General features: G+C 34.0%; 23 protein-coding genes. 16 read left to right on the top strand and 7 right to left on the bottom strand.

The window, feature by feature from the left end; genetic code table 11:
- From EKM79_RS11030 to EKM79_RS11040, 3 genes are all read right to left on the bottom strand, one after another.
- Nucleotides 1-815, bottom strand: an 815-nt coding sequence (locus tag EKM79_RS11030; protein ID WP_246005685.1) for a transposase, incomplete at its 3' end; no start/stop codon positions are given.
- Between the two features lie 81 nt (nucleotides 816-896).
- Complete coding sequence (locus EKM79_RS11035) at nucleotides 897-1562, bottom strand: CPBP family intramembrane glutamic endopeptidase (protein WP_125568767.1); 666 nt, start codon at nucleotides 1560-1562, stop codon at nucleotides 897-899.
- Nucleotides 1563-1682: 120 nt separating this feature from the next.
- The gene (locus tag EKM79_RS11040; protein WP_125568769.1) at nucleotides 1683-1928 is read right to left on the bottom strand and encodes a hypothetical protein; all 246 of its coding nucleotides are present in this window, start codon (nucleotides 1926-1928) and stop codon (nucleotides 1683-1685) included.
- A gap of 363 nt (nucleotides 1929-2291) precedes the next feature.
- Here EKM79_RS11040 and EKM79_RS11045 point away from each other — a divergent pair, with 363 nt between their 5' ends.
- Entirely contained in the window at nucleotides 2292-2525 is a 234-nt protein-coding gene (locus tag EKM79_RS11045) for a hypothetical protein (RefSeq protein WP_125568771.1), read from the top strand.
- 254 nt (nucleotides 2526-2779) lie between these two features.
- Here the strand turns inward: EKM79_RS11045 and EKM79_RS11050 are convergent, their stop codons facing one another.
- The 3 genes from EKM79_RS11050 to EKM79_RS11060 form a co-directional block, all read right to left on the bottom strand.
- Nucleotides 2780-3175, bottom strand: coding sequence for a type II toxin-antitoxin system death-on-curing family toxin (locus tag EKM79_RS11050; RefSeq protein ID WP_125568773.1), 396 nt, complete (start codon nucleotides 3173-3175; stop codon nucleotides 2780-2782).
- Nucleotides 3172-3522: an AbrB family transcriptional regulator gene (locus EKM79_RS11055; protein ID WP_246005686.1), complete on the bottom strand. Its 351-nt coding sequence runs from the start codon at nucleotides 3520-3522 to the stop codon at nucleotides 3172-3174. Before EKM79_RS11055 ends, EKM79_RS11050 begins: the two co-directional genes overlap by 4 nt.
- A gap of 66 nt (nucleotides 3523-3588) precedes the next feature.
- Entirely contained in the window at nucleotides 3589-4269 is a 681-nt protein-coding gene (locus EKM79_RS11060) for a CPBP family intramembrane glutamic endopeptidase (RefSeq protein ID WP_211331289.1), read from the bottom strand.
- 119 nt (nucleotides 4270-4388) lie between these two features.
- Between EKM79_RS11060 and EKM79_RS11065 the strand changes: the two genes are divergently transcribed.
- From EKM79_RS11065 to EKM79_RS11085, 5 genes are all read left to right on the top strand, one after another.
- Nucleotides 4389-5039 carry a CPBP family intramembrane glutamic endopeptidase gene (locus EKM79_RS11065; RefSeq protein ID WP_125568776.1) on the top strand — a complete coding sequence of 217 codons (651 nt, stop codon included), beginning with the start codon at nucleotides 4389-4391 and terminating at the stop codon, nucleotides 5037-5039.
- A 17-nt stretch (nucleotides 5040-5056) separates the two neighbouring features.
- Nucleotides 5057-6355 (top strand): sensor histidine kinase, encoded by a 1299-nt coding sequence (locus EKM79_RS11070; protein ID WP_164506082.1) that lies wholly within the window; start codon nucleotides 5057-5059, stop codon nucleotides 6353-6355.
- Between the two features lie 12 nt (nucleotides 6356-6367).
- Nucleotides 6368-7105: a LytR/AlgR family response regulator transcription factor gene (locus EKM79_RS11075; RefSeq protein WP_125568781.1), complete on the top strand. Its 738-nt coding sequence runs from the start codon at nucleotides 6368-6370 to the stop codon at nucleotides 7103-7105.
- Nucleotides 7106-7201: 96 nt separating this feature from the next.
- A complete protein-coding gene (locus tag EKM79_RS11080) occupies nucleotides 7202-7546 on the top strand; it encodes a hypothetical protein (protein WP_125568783.1) in 345 nt (114 codons plus the stop codon).
- Nucleotides 7533-7814 carry a hypothetical protein gene (locus EKM79_RS11085; RefSeq protein ID WP_125568785.1) on the top strand — a complete coding sequence of 94 codons (282 nt, stop codon included), beginning with the start codon at nucleotides 7533-7535 and terminating at the stop codon, nucleotides 7812-7814. Before EKM79_RS11080 ends, EKM79_RS11085 begins: the two co-directional genes overlap by 14 nt.
- Nucleotides 7815-7845: 31 nt before the next feature.
- On the opposite strand, the gene EKM79_RS11090 is transcribed toward EKM79_RS11085, so the two are convergent.
- Nucleotides 7846-8079, bottom strand: coding sequence for a hypothetical protein (locus EKM79_RS11090; protein WP_211331290.1), 234 nt, complete (start codon nucleotides 8077-8079; stop codon nucleotides 7846-7848).
- Between the two features lie 116 nt (nucleotides 8080-8195).
- Between EKM79_RS11090 and relB the strand changes: the two genes are divergently transcribed.
- The 10 genes from relB (at nucleotide 8196) to EKM79_RS11140 (ending at nucleotide 16795) form a co-directional block, all read left to right on the top strand.
- Nucleotides 8196-8426, top strand: coding sequence for a type II toxin-antitoxin system RelB family antitoxin (gene relB, locus EKM79_RS11095; protein ID WP_125568789.1), 231 nt, complete (start codon nucleotides 8196-8198; stop codon nucleotides 8424-8426).
- On the top strand, nucleotides 8423-8692 hold the full coding sequence (locus EKM79_RS11100) for a type II toxin-antitoxin system RelE family toxin (protein WP_125568791.1): 270 nt from the start codon (nucleotides 8423-8425) through the stop codon (nucleotides 8690-8692). Before relB ends, EKM79_RS11100 begins: the two co-directional genes overlap by 4 nt.
- 208 nt (nucleotides 8693-8900) lie before the next feature.
- On the top strand, nucleotides 8901-10181 hold the full coding sequence (gene hflX / locus EKM79_RS11105) for a GTPase HflX (protein ID WP_125568793.1): 1281 nt from the start codon (nucleotides 8901-8903) through the stop codon (nucleotides 10179-10181).
- A 206-nt stretch (nucleotides 10182-10387) separates the two neighbouring features.
- A complete protein-coding gene (locus tag EKM79_RS11110) occupies nucleotides 10388-12022 on the top strand; it encodes a peptide ABC transporter substrate-binding protein (protein ID WP_125568795.1) in 1635 nt (544 codons plus the stop codon).
- A gap of 22 nt (nucleotides 12023-12044) precedes the next feature.
- A complete protein-coding gene (gene opp3b / locus EKM79_RS11115) occupies nucleotides 12045-12977 on the top strand; it encodes an oligopeptide ABC transporter permease (protein WP_056979581.1) in 933 nt (310 codons plus the stop codon).
- A 1-nt stretch (nucleotide 12978) separates the two neighbouring features.
- Nucleotides 12979-14001: an ABC transporter permease gene (locus EKM79_RS11120; RefSeq protein ID WP_125568797.1), complete on the top strand. Its 1023-nt coding sequence runs from the start codon at nucleotides 12979-12981 to the stop codon at nucleotides 13999-14001.
- 70 nt (nucleotides 14002-14071) lie between these two features.
- Complete coding sequence (locus EKM79_RS11125) at nucleotides 14072-15118, top strand: ABC transporter ATP-binding protein (protein WP_125568799.1); 1047 nt, start codon at nucleotides 14072-14074, stop codon at nucleotides 15116-15118.
- Entirely contained in the window at nucleotides 15118-16041 is a 924-nt protein-coding gene (locus tag EKM79_RS11130; protein ID WP_125568801.1) for an ABC transporter ATP-binding protein, read from the top strand. The genes EKM79_RS11125 and EKM79_RS11130 overlap by 1 nt, the downstream gene beginning before the upstream one ends.
- 221 nt (nucleotides 16042-16262) lie before the next feature.
- A complete protein-coding gene (locus tag EKM79_RS11135; RefSeq protein WP_246005687.1) occupies nucleotides 16263-16520 on the top strand; it encodes a type II toxin-antitoxin system Phd/YefM family antitoxin in 258 nt (85 codons plus the stop codon).
- Nucleotides 16505-16795, top strand: a complete 291-nt coding sequence (locus EKM79_RS11140; protein WP_125568803.1) for a Txe/YoeB family addiction module toxin — start codon at nucleotides 16505-16507, stop codon at nucleotides 16793-16795. The genes EKM79_RS11135 and EKM79_RS11140 overlap by 16 nt, the downstream gene beginning before the upstream one ends.
- The last annotated feature ends 822 nt before the right edge of the window (nucleotides 16796-17617 follow it).

Genomic DNA, 17617 nt, shown 5'->3' on the forward strand with positions numbered 1-17617 from the left:
TCTCTGGATCTCTTGTCATCTATCGAGTTGAGTGCTGAAACCCTGGCTTTGTCTAGAGCTCTACCAATAAGTTGAATCACATGAAATCTATCGATTACAATAACGGCTTTGGGGAATAATCTATGGATAACGTTTTGATAATTAGCGTTGAGATCTATGGTTACAGATTGAACTTGTTGTCTTTCCTGTAGTGAATACTCTGCCAGAAAGTGTTCAATAACTTTAGAGCTTACTCTAGAAGGTAAAAGAGTCATCAACTCATGCGTATCAGCATTGCACGTGACTAAAGAGAACAGATGATTACTTGATCGGAACTCATCCATACAAATATTAGTCGGAAGTTTATGAACCCTTTTAGGAAGTTTCTGACTACCGTATAGTATTCTTCCAACAGTGCTAGAAGACACTCCCACAATTTCTCCAATTGCCTTTTGAGTCAATGATTGTTTGGCTAATGGAATAATTGCTTGTTCGACTTGATGAGACATAGACTGATTAGGACTCACTAAATTAGTATGAGCACCACAAGTGGCTCCACATGACTTACAAAGGTATCGTTGCTTTGATAATTTCAAATGATACTCACAACCATTGATACTAGATAATCTAATATCAGTTTGTCTGGTGCCATTTTTAATTAATGAAGAAAATCCACAATTAGGACATTTAGATAAGCTATAAGATAGACGGCCATCAATGATTTTGATGCGTTTTTTGCGCTTGCCTTTATGGATAATTTTATCAGTGCAGTTGAATACAGTAATATTTTCATCTGTTATATTTAGTAGATTTAGGATAGAATTTGATTGGGGCATCACGGGATCTCCTTGTTGTTTTTTTGTTTAGTCGCTTAAAGCATAACACGGACCCGTGAGGTCCTTTTTCTATCCAGAAATTTAGACAATAAAAAAACTGGTATTGGCTTTCACCAATACCAGAAAGTTTAGACCCATAAATTGATGACAAACAATGCTACTATAAATATTTCCTGTATATTGAAAAACAAAAGTCAATATCAAACTATCAATGAAATAGCTTATAAAGCAAAAAGAAAATCCATCATGAAGATATGAAAAAATAACAGCAGTCAAAATATAACCAAACACAATAGAAAATTTTTTACTTATGAATTGGTAAATCATCCCTCTAAATACAACTTCCTCCAATATCGGTCCCATACAATCAACCGATATAATAGCAATTATTACTACCCATATATTATTTGACAACATTCTTTCAGCAATCAAACCATTTGAAGATGCTTGTTCAGAATGCATAAGAAGCCCTAAATAAGATAGCGATACAGAAGTAATTTCACTAACAACTGCTGCACCTAATATTAACCATAAATCTCTAACTTTGAAGGGACTACTAACTAACTTCAAATGCCACGTTTTCGCAAGCTTCAGCAATAGCATTAAAATAATAAAAAATACTATTACCAAACCAATAACATTAGTTGATTTAGATACCATAAAAATTTGATTGATTTGAATAACAAATGTCAGTACTAGCATAACAGTAAATATAATAATATTTTTTAAAATATTTAAAACTCTCATATGACCACCCCTTCCGATAATTATATCTGGAAGAGGTTTTTTATCTTATAAAACATCCTGAACTGGGTATTCTGATAACCTGAACAATATTTTAAGAACTCATAATAGTCACTATTATTATCAATTCATAATCTTTCTAATTAAAAAATCTGCAACAATGAATATAAGGCAAAAGAGAACAAAAGCATAGGCAAAATTATCAATTAATTTCAATAGAAAAAACAATACTGCCACTATACAAAAATAAATCATATATACCCAATTACCGACTTTTTCAACCAGTTTCTCTCTTAAAATAACAATCGTCGGAGAATCTTTTAACAAACTGACAATAACTATCGAAATCAATAGGACAGGTCCCTGCATATTACAATTCCTCCATTTTTTACTACTAAGTAATGACAAAGGAAACGTACCATATAGATGTATATTTAAAATATAACTAGTGTAATTTTTTTGTAAATAATTTAAAGTTTGAATATAATCATTTCTTCCTATAATCATATCCGCAAGAAACTTTTTATATTTAGAAATCTAAAAATAGATATTTTGACAAAACGAATAAGGTTCCAGGATATCCAAATACCTAGTTCAGGATACTTTTGACAAAATAAAACTGTTATGTATTATTCTGTACTTAATAAGATAAGAGGAATAACAATGTATGCAGCAATATTTTTTGGTTTTGTTATTTTTAATCCTATTTAAAATCGTATGGAGGACGAGGGTATGTTCAAAATAGTAGATGGAAAATTAAAACCATATAAATTTAAAAATCCATTATCTACATTGCTATATTTTACGTCGATCTATTATTTAACCGAGGCTGGATCAAACCTATTAAATGGTACTTATTTGCTGGTGATGGATTACAGGCGCATGTTTAACTTAACTTTTGGAATTATCCTTTTCATGTCTGCTTGGGATTATTGTATTCAAAAGTTTGTAAAACTGGAGAATTAATAAATTATGGAAAAAGTATTTCAATCATTCCCTATACTTTGGATTATAGTAATATTAGTAGTTGCCAATTCAATATATGCTTTGTATAAGCTTACTCGTGAAATTAAATCAAAATATGATACATCAATAATAATAATAAACTTTTTCAAGAGACTATTTTCTGGTATCTTTGAATTAATAATTTCTTATTTCCCATAAAAATATCCTGAACACAAATGTTTAAGACAACAAACATAATGTTCAGGATATTTTTCTTAATTATTATTTGCATGATTTTTTAACCATTCTGCAAGAGCAACCATCGTCTCTTCATCATCAGTGCTATTAGTAACACTCAAAATTAATTCTTCACCCTCATCTGCAGTAAAACTTAAAATATGGCCATTTACACTTAAAAAAGTTAAACCAGACAAAAGTGCAGTTCTTTTATTACCGTCATTAAAAATATGCTTCTTGGTCAACTTCTGAATTATGAATGACGCTTTAATCCATAAATTAGGATATAGTTCACGTCCAAATACAGCTTGCCGAGGTTGTTCAACAATTAAATCCAATCCTTGAGAATACTGAATACCAATATTCATATTATTGGATTTCATCAAAACCAACTTATTAATTTCAATATATTCTTCTTTAGTCAGATATATCATAAATTTTCTAGTCTCTTCATCAACTCTTTGTTGTTATCAAATAACTTATTAGCTGTTGCCAAAACATTAGGACGAGACTTTTCTATTTTTTTAAAAATAATTTCACTATTATCAGAAGAAACTATTTTTTCAAATTTAGTATCTTTATCAATATTTAAGAATTCTCTATCTTTCTTAGAAATTCTGAATCCATATGAATTCCCATTTTTAAATAATTTCACTTCTTGTTTCAAGTTTTCTGACTTATCCATAGGAGAATCTCCCTTCAAGTAGTATGTACATCTTAATCTATCATAAGTACCAAATCCAGAAATATCCTCAACATCATTACTCAAGACAGTAAACATGATGTTCAGGATATTTTTTCCTTAATCATTACGGACAGTGATAGTTTAATAATATGAAGTCATTAACTACAACACTAGTAAAAAAGCAATTAAGTTATTTAAAATATGCACGCTAATTGGATAGATCAAGTTATCATCTGTGATTTGATAAAGTACGGCAAAGACTATCAAGTTACCATATGAAAAGATAGACAAGTTAGCAATATCGTTCCAGTTATTAGTATGATAAAACATGAATAACAATGTAGGAATAATAACGATCAAACTGATCGATAGCCATTTGGGCAATTTAGTTTTTTGCAAATAAAATTTTACAATGCGGTCTTGAATAAAGTATTGAAAGATAATTTCTTCTACAATTGGTCCAGCAATAACAAACAAGATAAATACTGCTACTAACATGATGGCATTATGATTTTTGATAGCTGTATCAAAATTATTTTGATTAGATGCAGCGGCTGTAAATATGTTTGATAACAGTATTTGTAAGAACACATCTAACAATAGAAATACTGATATTAACCACAATTCGGATTTTTTTGATTTGATACTATTCCAATCACTCTTAAACTTTGGTCTCAAAGCATAAACAGTGCCCAGACAGAATAAATAGGACATTATTATCACGATGGTATCGGCTGTGTTAGCAGTTAGCCAATTCTTTAAAATAGCTGCTAAAAATTCTGCGGTAACGAAGTACAAAATGGTACTAGCAAGTAAAAGGTTGTAATTTTTAGATTTTAACAATGGTTCTTCCTCCAAACTATTTTTAATTGTAAGCATTTATTAGTTTGAAGTGAAAAAATATCTTGAATAGCCTATTTTCATTCTTAAAGTTCAATCACAAACCACTAGGAGGAATAATCATGCAAAAAGGACTATTGGGTAATGTTTTAATTATCTTTATTTACTTCATCATATATCAAGTAGCTATATTGCCACTGATATTAAGTCAAATGACTCATAATATTTTTGTCTATGCTCTCTGTGCAGTACTAGGATTAGTTGCCTCTTATTATTTGGCGCGTAATTTATGGAACTTTTTGAATGACAATTTCACTTTGGAGGTTAATCGAACCTCTCATCCTATTATTGAATTAATTCTTTTTGTCATTGCCCTAATCGCCATTCAATTTTTTTCTGATAACTTACCCGTTTCCAACAATCAAAGCGTGATTTTGGAAGCTCTCAAAGACAACACGTTTAATACGATTCTAACGACTGTAGTTGTATCACCAATTATTGAAGAATTAATTTTTAGAGGCTTATTTGCTAAACTAATATTTTCCAAAATGAAAAGTTTTATATCTATTTTCTTATACGTACTAATTACTTCATTAGTGTTTGCATGGGCACATGAACAAAGCTTTAGTTTAAAACTAATCCCATATTTCTTGAGTGGAATTCTGTTTTCGTTAGCTTATATTCGATTTGGGGACATTCGTTACAGTATGTTTCTACATTTTCTAAATAATTTCATCGCTACAATTACTGTAATTCTTCCTCTGATATACTAGTTACAGGAGGAATGAAGATGATATACGTAGAAGAGGGAGCATTCGCACTAGGGGTGCTATTGTCATGGATCATGGTCTTTGCCATATTCTTTTCAATTTACCATGATCCTAAAAAGCTTAATTTCAAAACAATTACGGCTTCAATAATCTTATTGATAGCGGCCACTATTACTGATAATTATGCAGACGATTGGAGTTTCCTACTATTTGTTTTGGGAATTTATTTGATATTTGAACATCATGTTAAACCTAATTACTTCCTATTAGATGAAGCATTGATATCAAGCATCACAATTTATATTGTTGATATTATTATGTCTGCCGTTATGATGATCTTCGTTAGAACACAGATTACACAAGGTTGGACTTTCACCTTTGTAAGTTCCGCAATAGAATGGATCTTAGCTATTATTATTATTTTATTGTACCGTCACTTTCATTTAACAACATTCCTTAAAAAATCTGAAAAATCACCTGTAGTAACACTTCTACTTACATACTTTTTTGTAGTTTTATCTATTTTTATGAACTTCATTGATCATTTTGAAGCCTATCGAAAATTAATCATCGGCATATTATTATTCGTTGTAATTCAAATCATCGTTCTTCTATTAATATTCCTTTTGGAAAGTAAACGGCAAAAAAATCTCTATCAACAACAACTATCCGAAGAACAATTCAAAAATCTCAAAATGTATACCGATCAACTAGAACGAGACCAACTTAGCTTGCGTAAGTTCAAGCACGATTACGAAAATTTACTTTTGAGTCTACGAACAGTTGCTGATTCAGATAATAACAACGCCCTGCTAGAATCATTGAACAAATTTGAGACGTATTCTGATGACTACTTCAGCAATGTTTCTATGAAGCTATATAAAGATCTGAATAACATTCAAAATCCTTATTTAAAGAGTCTCTTCATCAGTAAGTTGAATCAAATTAATCATGAAAATATCGAGTGTCATTTCGAATGCCGAGATGTGATCACTGATACATCTATCAATATTTTTGATCTGGTCAGACTACTTGGAATTGCAATTGATAACGCCATTGAAGAAACCAAGAAACAACCAGCTGGCAAAATCCAACTAGCTATCATATCTGAGGATGGACAATTAACATTCGTTATTGATAACACCGTTATAACGCCTGAGGCCATCTCTAACATCAAACAAACCGGTTATTCAACCAAAAAGAATCACTCTGGGCTTGGACTATCTAATGTGCAAGATATCAAGAAGAAATATCCTAACTTATTAGTACAATATAGTGAAGATAACAACTGGTTCCATCTTCAATTAGTTTTGATTTAGAAAGGGAAAAATATGACTTATCCAATTATAATTTGTGAAGACGACATGGTTCAATTGCAGCAATTCGAAATTCTCGTCAATAACTATATCTTATTTCACAATGACCCATTCGAAGTTGCCTTTAAAACTCAAAGCCCCGATGAAGTCTTAGAATACTTGCAGGAATACCCTACAACTAATGGCATTTACTTCCTTGATATTGACTTAAAAAACCAACTAACCGGGATCGATCTAGCAGTAAAAATTCGAAAAATCGACGTACAGGCTAAGATTATCTTCGTAACAACACACGATGAAATGGCACCCTTAACATTCAAGAGAAAAGTTGAGGCATTAGGCTTTATTACCAAAGACCAAGAACCTGAAGATTTTCGCCAAGAATTCTATGATACTCTGTCATTAGCTAAAGAACGAATCGACCGAATTATGACCACTCAAAAGAGATGCTTCGCCTTCTCAGTTGGTAATCAAATTTATCATATCAACTTGGATGATGTCCTTTTTATTGAAACATCTACCGTTCCTCATCGTTTAGATCTATACACGCGCACCGGGAAATACGAATTTTATGGTAACTTAAATGACTTAGAGAAAAAATATTCATCCCTCTTTCGTGCCAATAGATCTTGTCTCGCAAATCCACAAACAATTAGTGAAGCGGACTTTAGTAAGAGAAAAATGTATTTCGGTCCAGAGTTAGTTCGTCCTTTCTCACTGGGTAAAGCTAAGAAACTTAAAACGCTGATGTAGTTCAAGATATCAAATCACCTACCTCAGGATATATCTCCCTTATTTTGCTATTTAAATGTTATGTTTGAAGAAGGTATAAAGAAATGGGGAGATAAAATGGATCGGAACAGCAAGGTATTTCAAACGATTGCTTGGATAATCTTTAGTATTGAACTAATATTAATTATTGGTGTCGGACTAGTTTCTCACTTTCATCCAAAAGACCCAACTGCTGTACCAGATAACTTTTTAAAATTCATCATATCGTTTTACTTTATTATTTTTGCAATTATTATAGAAATTTTGACGTATTTCGCCATCAAGAACATGACCAATGAAAATCAATCTTGGAATATTGTTTTAATCATTATGGGATTCATTCATAATCCATTATTTTTAATTCCAGGAATTAGTGAATTAATTTTACATTTAAAAAATAAGGACACTTATGGACATATTTAATGGCAATTTAAAACCAGCACGAAAATTACAATTATTACATTTAATTTTAGGATTAACGGCTTTGTACATAATCTCCAGCCTATTGTTTGGAGATACGCTCAAGTCTTTTTTAACTGACAAATTGTTTTATTTCTTAATATTCAGTGATTTGGTTATGTACTTTAAATATTTGGATAAAAAAGACAAATACTACAAGAAAACTTCCAAGGTTTACTTTACCGGCGTCATTGTCTTCTTAATTATGTGTGCCGCTAAAGCCTTGTTGTAAAAAAATGCCCGACCGATATGGTCAGGTATTTTTACATATTCAAGAAATGTCTAATAATATGAAATGACTTGATCAGTGATTCAAATAAATCATAACCACCTAATTTCAAGAACGCAGTTGCACACCAAATTTTCATCCAAGAAGCTTCTGCTAATAATACTATAATTAATACTGTAGCTCCGATTCTTGTCGTCCACTTCAGCCATCTTTTTCTCATCAAATCATCCCTACTTACTTCAATTAAAGGAATTTTAACATCTATCAAGCGTAAAACCTAACTTTCGTCCTGAATCATACGTTTTCATGTCCTGAATAAATAAATTGTATTTATCCACTCTTTGTATTACAATGTGTTACACAATATGTAGAGGAGTTATTCTTATGGCTATGATCACTATCAGAGTTTCAGACGATGAAAAAAAATGGTTAAATGAAATGGCTAAATTCCATGGTATTACATTATCAGAACTAATTATGAAGTATTCTATAAACGAATTAGAAGATGAATACGATGAAATGACTGCACAATTTGCGCACAAAAGATGGCTCGAACAGCATAAAGAGGCTGAACCAATTTCTAAAGTAATTAAGGAACTGGGGTTTGACGAATGACATATGCCCTTTATATAAATAAGGACGCAAAAAAGCAATTGAAAAAAATGGATAAGTACCAAGCAAAATTGATACTACAGTGGCTATACACTCATATCGACAATAGTATTGATCCACGAGTACATGGCAAAGGACTAACATCTACTTTATCAGGACTATGGAGATATCGAATCGGTAATTATCGAGTAATTTGTGAAATCGAGGATGATAGATTATTTGTTACTGCTATCAATATTGGACATAGAAATAGTATTTACGATAACTAATATTAGAGCATATCGAATTCGATATGCTCTTTTGAATTTACTTTTCTACCTATTATATAGTCCAATTAGTACTTAAATGTTATGATATAAGCATATTATCGAAAGGATGTATCTAAACATGATTGTAATAAGAAGTGCCAACCTTAACACACTTAAATAATTAAATGGCATTAATACCCTGGGGTATAAGTGCCACCAGGAGGATTTTATGGAAAACACTATAAACTCTAAAGAACGAGTTATCGTTGCCGGAGTTAGTCACAAGCAAGTAGACTTTGACTATACAATGGAAGAATTAGGCTCACTAGTTGAGGCCAACAATATGGAAGTCGCTGACGTAATTAAGCAAAATGTTGATTCTGTCAGTGCTAAGACTTATTTTGGATTAGGTAAAGTTACCGAGATCAAACAAATAGCCAATGCTGATGACGTTACAACGATTGTCTTAAATGACGAATTAACACCATCACAAATTAGAAACTTGGAAAAAGAAACCAAATTAAGTTTTATGGATCGAACAGAATTGATCCTCCAAGTCTTCTCAAATAGAGCACATACTCGCCAAGCCAAACTTCAAGTTGAAATTGCCAAACTACAATATCAATTACCTCGAATTCATCCATCAGGTAATCCATTGGATCAACAATCTGCTTCAGGTGGTCTGGCTAACCGTGGTGCTGGTGAAACAAAACTTGAATTAGACCGCCGTGTCATTCGCAAACGTATCACTTACTTAAAGGACCAGCTAAAAACCGTTGATAAGACAATTAACGTTCAAAGTCGCCGCAGAACTAATACTAGCTTGCCATTAGTTTCATTAGTTGGATATACTAACGCTGGAAAATCAACAACTATGAATGGCTTACTTAACTTCAATAAAGAAGATTCCGACGACCGCAAAGTATTCGAAAAAGACATGCTCTTCGCTACATTGGATACTAGTGTTAGAAAGATCGACCTTGAAGATAACACCAGCTTCTTATTATCTGATACAGTTGGGTTTGTTAGCAAACTACCTCACAACTTGATTGAATCATTCAAGACAACTTTGAAGGAAGCCAAAGATGCCGACCTATTAGTGCAAGTAATAGATGTTAGTGATGAACATTGGAAGAATATGTTGGAAGTTACTGAAAACACTTTGCGTGAAGTTGGCGTTACAGGTAAACCAATGATTTATGCTTTCAACAAAGCTGACTTAAAGCCTGATCAAGTCTTCCCTACTATTGAAGGAGACAATATCTATTACTCAGCTTTGGACAATTCGTCTATTCAAAAACTAGTAGAATTGATTAAACTTAAACTATTCTCTGGTTATAAGACAGTTGATCTACTAATCCCTTATGATCAACAAAAAATTACCGAACAACTTTTGAAAAACGCACAGATAATCAGTAAGGAATTCACTAATGACGGCTCATTACTTAAAGCTAACCTTAGTCCTGAAGAACTGGAACGTTACGAAAAGTTTGTGCAAGTAAATGCTTAAACCGAACTTCTAATTTAACAATATAATATTAAAAAATAATAAACAGAAATATCTATTTTATAGATATTTCTGTTTTTCTTTGCAATTTAATCTGTGATGTATTATGATTTTAGAGAACATTAGAGATTTTTTAATAAATAGTCTTTGTATTTAATGTTTAATGGTGTAGTCTAATATTATTGTTATTCTTTTAGGGAGGTTGTGTAATGAAATTTAAGAAGTATCTACTAGCAATGTTGCCTATTCTAGCAATTGCGCTAGTTCTTAGTGGTTGCGGATCATCCACTGAAAAAGACGATAAGAATACTTTGTCGATCAGTTCCAGTGATGTTATCGCAACAATGGATTCGTCGATGAACACGGACGTTATCGGTGCTCAAGGTTTGACTGATACTATGGAAGGATTGTACCGATTCGATGGTAAGACTCTAAAGCCCGCCATCGCCAAAAAGATCGTTAAACCTACTAATAATGGTAAAACTTATACCTTCGAGATGAGACATACTAAGTGGTCTAACGGTAAACCCGTTACTGCTCAAGACTTTGTCTACGCATGGCGCAGAACAGTCGATCCTAAGACTGCTTCACAATATGCTTACATCTATACAGGTATTAAGAATGCCGATGCTATCAATGCTGGTAAGAAACCAGTTGATACATTAGGTGTTAAAGCACTTGGAAAATACACGTTACAAGTAACTTTGGAAGATCCTATTCCATACTTCAACAAATTGATGGGTAACTCAACATTCTATCCTCAATACAAACCTGCAGTTGAAAAAGCTGGTAAGCAATATGGATTAAAGAGTGCCGGCATGGTCTTCAACGGACCTTTCATGTTGAAGAACTGGTCAGTTTCAGACAATAGTTGGACTGAAGTTAAGAACGACAAATACTGGAATGCCAAAGCTGTTAAGTTACACCAAGTTAAGTATTACGTTGTAAAAGATAATAATACTGGATTGAATCTTTACGATGCCAACCGTATCAACCGTCTACAAAAGATCAGTGGTGATACAGCTCGTCAAGTATCTACATACAAGACATTCTCAAACGATAAGATGGCAAGTAACTTCTATCTAGAATTCAACCAAAAGAAATATAAGTTCTTTAAGAACGAAAAAATCAGACAAGCTATTTCAATGTCGATCAATCGTGAACAACTAACAGATAATGTTCTAGGTAAAACAGGTGGTATCGAACGTACTATTGTTCCTTCTGGAATGTCTTATGCACCTAAGAATAATATTGATTTCACCAAAGAACCAGAGCTTAAATCAGTAAGCAAATACACAGAGTACAATCCAAAACTTGCTGCCAAGCTTTGGAAAGAAGGAGTCAAAGAAACAGGTCAAAAGGATCTTAGCTTCACATTATTAGGTGATGATACCGATGGTGCTAAGAAACAAAACGAATATATCCAAGGACAACTTGAGAAAAACTTACCAGGATTCAAACTTACATTACAAAATGTTCCATTCAAGTCACGTCTTGATAAGTCAACAAGTGGTAACTTCGATATCGTTGTTACTGGTTGGAACGCCGATTATCCAGATCCTGTTACATTCCTAGATATCTTCACAACTGGTAACCCTCAGAACAATGGTAAGTACTCAAACCCTGAATACGATGCCTTGATCAAGAAGAGTAAGACAACAGATGCCAATAATGAAGACGCTAGATGGGAAGACTTGATACAAGCCGCTAAAATCCTCGCACAAGATTCTGGTGCCGTTCCTCTATACCAATACTACCAAGCCAACTTAACAAGAGAGAGTGTTAAGAATTATAGAATTTCACCAAATGGTAGTTATAACCTCGTCACTGTATACAAAAAATAATTAGGAGTTAGGGAGATCAAATATGGCTAAATATATTCTCAAAAGAATTTTCTACCTGTTTTTGACCCTTTTCATTATTGCAACTCTGACTTTCTTCCTAATGAAGATGCTTCCTGGTACACCGTTCTCTAACCAGAACCGTATGTCACCAGATCAACTGAAGATTGTTAAGGCTCAATATGGTTTGGATCAATCAGTCTTTGTTCAATATGTACGTTACATGGGTGGTTTGCTTCAAGGTAACCTTGGAACATCATTCCAATTCAACAATGAACCTGTTACAGCATTGATCGGTCAACGTCTTGCTCCATCAATGCAAATTGGTGCTCAAGCAATGATCTTAGGTACCGTTCTTGGTATCCTACTTGGTGCCGTAGCCGCTATTCGTAAGAACACATGGGTTGATACACTTGCTACATTTATTTCAATTCTTGGTCTATCAATTCCATCTTTCGTCTTAGCCGTATTACTACAATTCTACTTGGCCTACAAATGGCACATCTACCCAGTTGCTCTCTGGGACAACTTCCAATCAAGTGTGTTACCAACACTTGCTCTAGCAGCCTTACCATTAGGTAACGTTGCCAGATTCATGAGAACCGAAATGGTTGATGTTATGAGTAGTGATTATATCGAATTAGCCAAAGCAAAAGGTAACTCAAGCTGGAAAGTCGTTACAAAGCATGCGCTTCGTAATTCTTTGATCCCAGTTGTTACAATTATCGGACCTATGGCCGTTTCAGTTATGACCGGTTCAATGGTTGTTGAGAACATCTTCTCGATTCCTGGTATCGGTGAACAATTCGTTAAGTCAATTACAACCAACGATTATCCAACTATCATGGGACTAACAATTTTCTATTCATTCCTATTAGTTGTCATCATCTTGATTGTCGATATTCTCTACGGATTCATTGATCCAAGAATTAGATTAGGAAATGGGGGTAAAGAATAATATGGAACAAATTCCTAATGTACCAAAGGAAAAATTTAAATTAATTCATGACGAAAATAATAACGAACAAGAAAAAATCGGTACACCTTCTCTAACATACTTACAAGATGTTCGCCGTCGCTTGTTCTCTAACAAAGTTGCTGTTGTATGTTTAACACTTCTTTCAATTATCGTCTTGATCTCACTCTTTGCTCCACTAGTTGCTCCCCACAATCCTAATGCTCAACAAGTTACTCTATCTAACTTGCCTCCTAAACTAGGAAACTTAAACATCCCCGGATTCAATGGTTACCAAAACATGGGTGGTAAAATGGTCGATGCATATAAACAAGCTGGTGCCTCAAAAGATACCTTCTATCTCTTAGGAACTGACTATCTTGGCCGTGACTTATTATCAAGAATCATCTATGGTACTCGTCTTTCACTTATCGTTGCTATCTTGGCTACACTTGTTGATTTGATCATCGGTGTTCCTTACGGTATCGTTTCAGGTTGGAAAGGCGGCAGAACTGATACAATTATGCAACGTATCGTTGAAATCGTATCATCTGTTCCTAACTTGATCGTTGTTATTTTAATGATGATCATCTTAAAACCAGGACTTGGTTCTATCGTTATTGCGATTGCCATTACTGGTTGGGTAACTATGGCACGTCTGATTCGTGCTCAGACCTTCCAGTTAAAAGAGCAAGAATATATCTTAGCTGCCAGAACACTTGGTGAATCATCTACTAAGATTGCTACTAAACACTTGATTCCTAATTTATCTTCAACAATTATCATTCAAACAATGTTTACAATTCCGAATGCCATTTTCTTCGAAGCTTTCTTGAGTTTCATTGGTATTGGTATTCCAGCACCAAACGCATCATTAGGTACATTGTTATCTGATGGTCAAAAGGCCTTCAGATTCTTACCATATCAAATGTGGGCACCAGCTATTATCTTAAGTATCATCATGATTGCTACAAACCTTCTTGGTGATGGCTTACGTGATGCCTTTGACCCACAATCAGATGACTAAAAGCTAAGGCGCGAAACATGAATGAAAACTATCATGTGTAGCCCGATTATATAAGGAGTATGAATAAGCAATGGATAAAATTCTAGAAGTAAAAGATTTGCATGTTAATTTTGCGACATACAATGGTACTGTCCAAGCTATTCGTGGGGTTAGTTTCGATCTTAACGCCGGTGAAACCTTAGCTATAGTTGGTGAATCTGGTTCTGGTAAGTCAATTACCGTTCGTTCTATCCTGCAATTATTAGCTAAGAACGCTGATATCGCAAAGGGCAGCATTCTCTATCATGGGGATGACCTGCTACAAAAGAGTGAAAAAGGTATGGATAATATTCGTGGTAACAAGATCTCGATGATCTTCCAAGACCCTATGACATCACTCGATCCAACTATGCCAATTGGCAAGCAAGTTGCGGAACCTTTATTGATCCACAACAATGTTTCCAAAAAAGACGCTATGGCTCGTGCCGAAGAGGTTCTACGTCTAGTTGGTATTCCCAATCCTAAAGCTCGTATGAAAGACTACCCTCACCAATTTTCAGGTGGTCAAAGACAACGTATCGTCATCGCTATCGCCATTGTTGATTACCCAGAGATCCTTATCGCTGATGAACCAACAACTGCGCTTGACGTTACTGTCCAAGCAGAAATCATTGATCTACTAAAAGAACTACAACAAAAAATCGGTACATCGATCATCTTCATCACCCATGACCTTGGCGTCGTGGCTGGTATCGCTGATAGAGTTGCCGTTATGTATGCCGGTAAGTTTGTCGAATACGGTTCAGTTAATGACATCTTCTACAATCCTCAACACCCTTACACTTGGGGACTACTAGATTCAATGCCAACACTAGATACTAGTGAAGCTAACCGTTTGAACTCAATTCCTGGTACTCCTCCTAACCTTTTGAATCCACCAAAGGGAGATGCCTTCGCACCTCGTAACAAATATGCAATGGAAATTGACGAAGAAGAACAACCACCATACTTCAAGGTTTCAAAGAATCACTACGCAGCCACATGGTTGTTGCATCCCAATGCACCAAAGGTCGATCCACCCGCATCAATCAAGAAACGTTTCGAAAAATTCAAGCAGTTAGGAGGCAGTGTTAAATAATGGCAGACGAAAGAGAAAAAATCGTTCAAGTTAGGAACTTGAAACAGTACTTTAACATTGGTAAACCTAACGAGGTCAAAGCCGTTGATGATATTTCATTCGATATCTACAAAGGTGAGACTTTTGGATTAGTTGGTGAATCTGGTTCTGGTAAGAGTACAACTGGCCGTAGTATTATCAGACTTTATGATCCAACCGACGGACAAATCCTATTCAATGGTCAAGACATTAGTAAAATTAAAAGTCATGGACCACAGATGAAGGAATTCCGTCGTGAAATGCAGATGATCTTCCAGGATCCATATGCATCTTTGAACCCTAGAATGAAGGTTAAGGATATCATCGCCGAAGGCCTTGATGTTCACGGACTAGTTAAGGGTGAAGAAGAGCGTGAAAAACGTGTTCGTGAATTACTAGATATGGTTCATTTGAATCCAGAACACATGACACGTTACCCATATGAATTCTCCGGTGGTCAACGTCAACGTATCGGTATTGCCCGTGCTTTGGCTGTTGAACCACAATTCGTAATCGCCGACGAACCGATCTCTGCTCTTGATGTTTCTATTCAAGCTCAAGTTGTTAACTTGATGCAAGATATTCAGAAGGAACAAGGACTGACATACATGTTTATCGCCCATGATCTCTCCATGGTTAAGTACATCAGTGATCGTATCGCTGTTATGTATCATGGTAAGATTGTTGAACTAGCAGACTCTGATGAAATCTATAATCATCCCTTACATGCTTATACTCAAAGTCTTCTGTCAGCAATCCCTGTTCCAGATCCTGAAATAGAAAAGACTCGTGAGAGAATCGACTTCGACCATTCCCAGCCATTCTCTGACGATCAATCATTACAAGAAGTTCTGCCCGGTCACTTCTTGTATTGCAATGCTGAAACAGCAGCATCGTTTAAGTAACAGATCGGGGTCTAAACACCATTATTCTTTTAAGGAGGTCCTAATCCAACCTCCATCCTCACAACCTTGGAATTCCTCTGAATTCCGTAACGAAAGCCACGCAATCAATCCAGTTGCGTGGCTTTTTTGTTACGTAATTTAATATATAGACATTTCCATTGACCAGAATTAAAAATCATAATACACTGTACGTACATTATAACGTACGTTAGGAGGATAACATGTTGAAAGAAATATATACACCTACTAGTGCTAGACAACATCTCTTCGAATTAATAAAAGAAGTAAACTCTGAAAGAAAGCCAATAACTATAGAACCCACAAAAATCGGTGAAAAAGGAGCAGTTTTAATTGGCAAGGACGATTGGAATGCTATCAAAGAAACTTTATTTTTGACTAATAACGGTGTTGTAGATCAAATTAAAAATCGAGAAAACGATGATAACGAGGATTTTGACGACGTATGGAAGAACCTTTAAAGTACCAAATCAAAATTAAAAGTGGTGCAAAAAAAGACCTAAAAAAAATTAAGGGTTCAAAACTTGAATATAATTTTTTAGAGATTATCAAAACGCTTCGAAAAAATCCTTTCGAACAGTCTCAATCGTTTGAAAAATTGATTCCACCAATAAAGGGGTTCTACTCAAGAAGGATCAATTCTCAACACAGAGTTGTATACAGAGTAGATAAAATATCACACACTATAACAATCTATTCTGCTTATAGTCATTACAAAAAAACTCACATCGTCTAAAGATGTGAGTTTTTTATTTCAAAATATATATCAGGGGGGAAATATATTTTATGTGTATATGCTTTTTATATGAGGGGTTTCATTTAATTTAAGGGGGGATTAAATGAGATTTTTAATTTATAGGGATTAATATATGTTTTTAAGGGTTTTATCTATTTTGTGTAATTGTTATTCTTTAAAAATTATAAGGGTTGTTTCATTACCAAGTTTACCGTTTCATTCGTTCACCTCTTTGTTATTTGACTATGCTTAAATAATAACACCTAATTATGAATAAATAATTGGAAAACTTAGAATAAAACCGTAACAATTTGTGAAGAAAATATGAGGATTGCCTAAGATAATTTACACTATAACGCAAAAAGGCTCGCGTCTTCCGGCACGAGTTCCTTTTCAATCTATTCTCATGATATTATCTCTCTTTCTTAAAAGTCTTGTATTTAACTTCTTTTTAAATATATATCGGGGAGGAAATATATTTTTATTTATCTAATTATGAGGGTTGTTTTAAATAAGGGGATTAAATACTTTATAGGGATTTTTAATTTTTAATGTTTTTATCTGTTTTATATTTTAAAGGTTGTCACTCTGAATTTTTTATCAATACCATTCGTTCACCTCTTTGTTATTTGACTATGTTTAAATAATAACGCCCAATTATGAACAAATGATTGGAAAACTTAGAATAAAACCGTAACAATTTGTGAAGAAACTGTGAGTGTACTTACTTATTATTTTCAAAAAAGAGTCTGGGACAAAACTCTAGACTCTAAAAAAAGAACCATCAAAGAAATCTAATGGGATTTCTCTGATGGTTCTTTT

The organism is Companilactobacillus insicii (genome assembly GCF_003946015.1).
In the GTDB taxonomy this organism is placed as follows: Bacteria; Bacillota; Bacilli; order Lactobacillales; family Lactobacillaceae; genus Companilactobacillus; species Companilactobacillus insicii.

What these genes read in the sequence shown, in the direction of transcription:
- EKM79_RS11100 (WP_125568791.1), top strand. Translation starts at nt 8,423, where the DNA reads ATGACATATGCCCTTTATATAAATAAGGACGCAAAAAAGCAATTGAAA.
- EKM79_RS11085 (WP_125568785.1), top strand. Translation starts at nt 7,533, where the DNA reads ATGGACATATTTAATGGCAATTTAAAACCAGCACGAAAATTACAATTA.
- EKM79_RS11125 (WP_125568799.1), top strand. Translation starts at nt 14,072, where the DNA reads ATGGATAAAATTCTAGAAGTAAAAGATTTGCATGTTAATTTTGCGACA.
- EKM79_RS11035 (WP_125568767.1), bottom strand. Translation starts at nt 1,562, where the DNA reads ATGAGAGTTTTAAATATTTTAAAAAATATTATTATATTTACTGTTATG.
- hflX (WP_125568793.1), top strand. Translation starts at nt 8,901, where the DNA reads ATGGAAAACACTATAAACTCTAAAGAACGAGTTATCGTTGCCGGAGTT.
- EKM79_RS11070 (WP_164506082.1), top strand. Translation starts at nt 5,057, where the DNA reads ATGATATACGTAGAAGAGGGAGCATTCGCACTAGGGGTGCTATTGTCA.
- EKM79_RS11065 (WP_125568776.1), top strand. Translation starts at nt 4,389, where the DNA reads ATGCAAAAAGGACTATTGGGTAATGTTTTAATTATCTTTATTTACTTC.
- EKM79_RS11110 (WP_125568795.1), top strand. Translation starts at nt 10,388, where the DNA reads ATGAAATTTAAGAAGTATCTACTAGCAATGTTGCCTATTCTAGCAATT.
- EKM79_RS11075 (WP_125568781.1), top strand. Translation starts at nt 6,368, where the DNA reads ATGACTTATCCAATTATAATTTGTGAAGACGACATGGTTCAATTGCAG.
- opp3b (WP_056979581.1), top strand. Translation starts at nt 12,045, where the DNA reads ATGGCTAAATATATTCTCAAAAGAATTTTCTACCTGTTTTTGACCCTT.
- EKM79_RS11055 (WP_246005686.1), bottom strand. Translation starts at nt 3,522, where the DNA reads ATGTTTACTGTCTTGAGTAATGATGTTGAGGATATTTCTGGATTTGGT.
- EKM79_RS11140 (WP_125568803.1), top strand. Translation starts at nt 16,505, where the DNA reads ATGGAAGAACCTTTAAAGTACCAAATCAAAATTAAAAGTGGTGCAAAA.
- EKM79_RS11050 (WP_125568773.1), bottom strand. Translation starts at nt 3,175, where the DNA reads ATGATATATCTGACTAAAGAAGAATATATTGAAATTAATAAGTTGGTT.
- relB (WP_125568789.1), top strand. Translation starts at nt 8,196, where the DNA reads ATGGCTATGATCACTATCAGAGTTTCAGACGATGAAAAAAAATGGTTA.
- EKM79_RS11045 (WP_125568771.1), top strand. Translation starts at nt 2,292, where the DNA reads ATGTTCAAAATAGTAGATGGAAAATTAAAACCATATAAATTTAAAAAT.
- EKM79_RS11130 (WP_125568801.1), top strand. Translation starts at nt 15,118, where the DNA reads ATGGCAGACGAAAGAGAAAAAATCGTTCAAGTTAGGAACTTGAAACAG.
- EKM79_RS11080 (WP_125568783.1), top strand. Translation starts at nt 7,202, where the DNA reads ATGGATCGGAACAGCAAGGTATTTCAAACGATTGCTTGGATAATCTTT.
- EKM79_RS11040 (WP_125568769.1), bottom strand. Translation starts at nt 1,928, where the DNA reads ATGCAGGGACCTGTCCTATTGATTTCGATAGTTATTGTCAGTTTGTTA.
- EKM79_RS11135 (WP_246005687.1), top strand. Translation starts at nt 16,263, where the DNA reads ATGTTGAAAGAAATATATACACCTACTAGTGCTAGACAACATCTCTTC.
- EKM79_RS11120 (WP_125568797.1), top strand. Translation starts at nt 12,979, where the DNA reads ATGGAACAAATTCCTAATGTACCAAAGGAAAAATTTAAATTAATTCAT.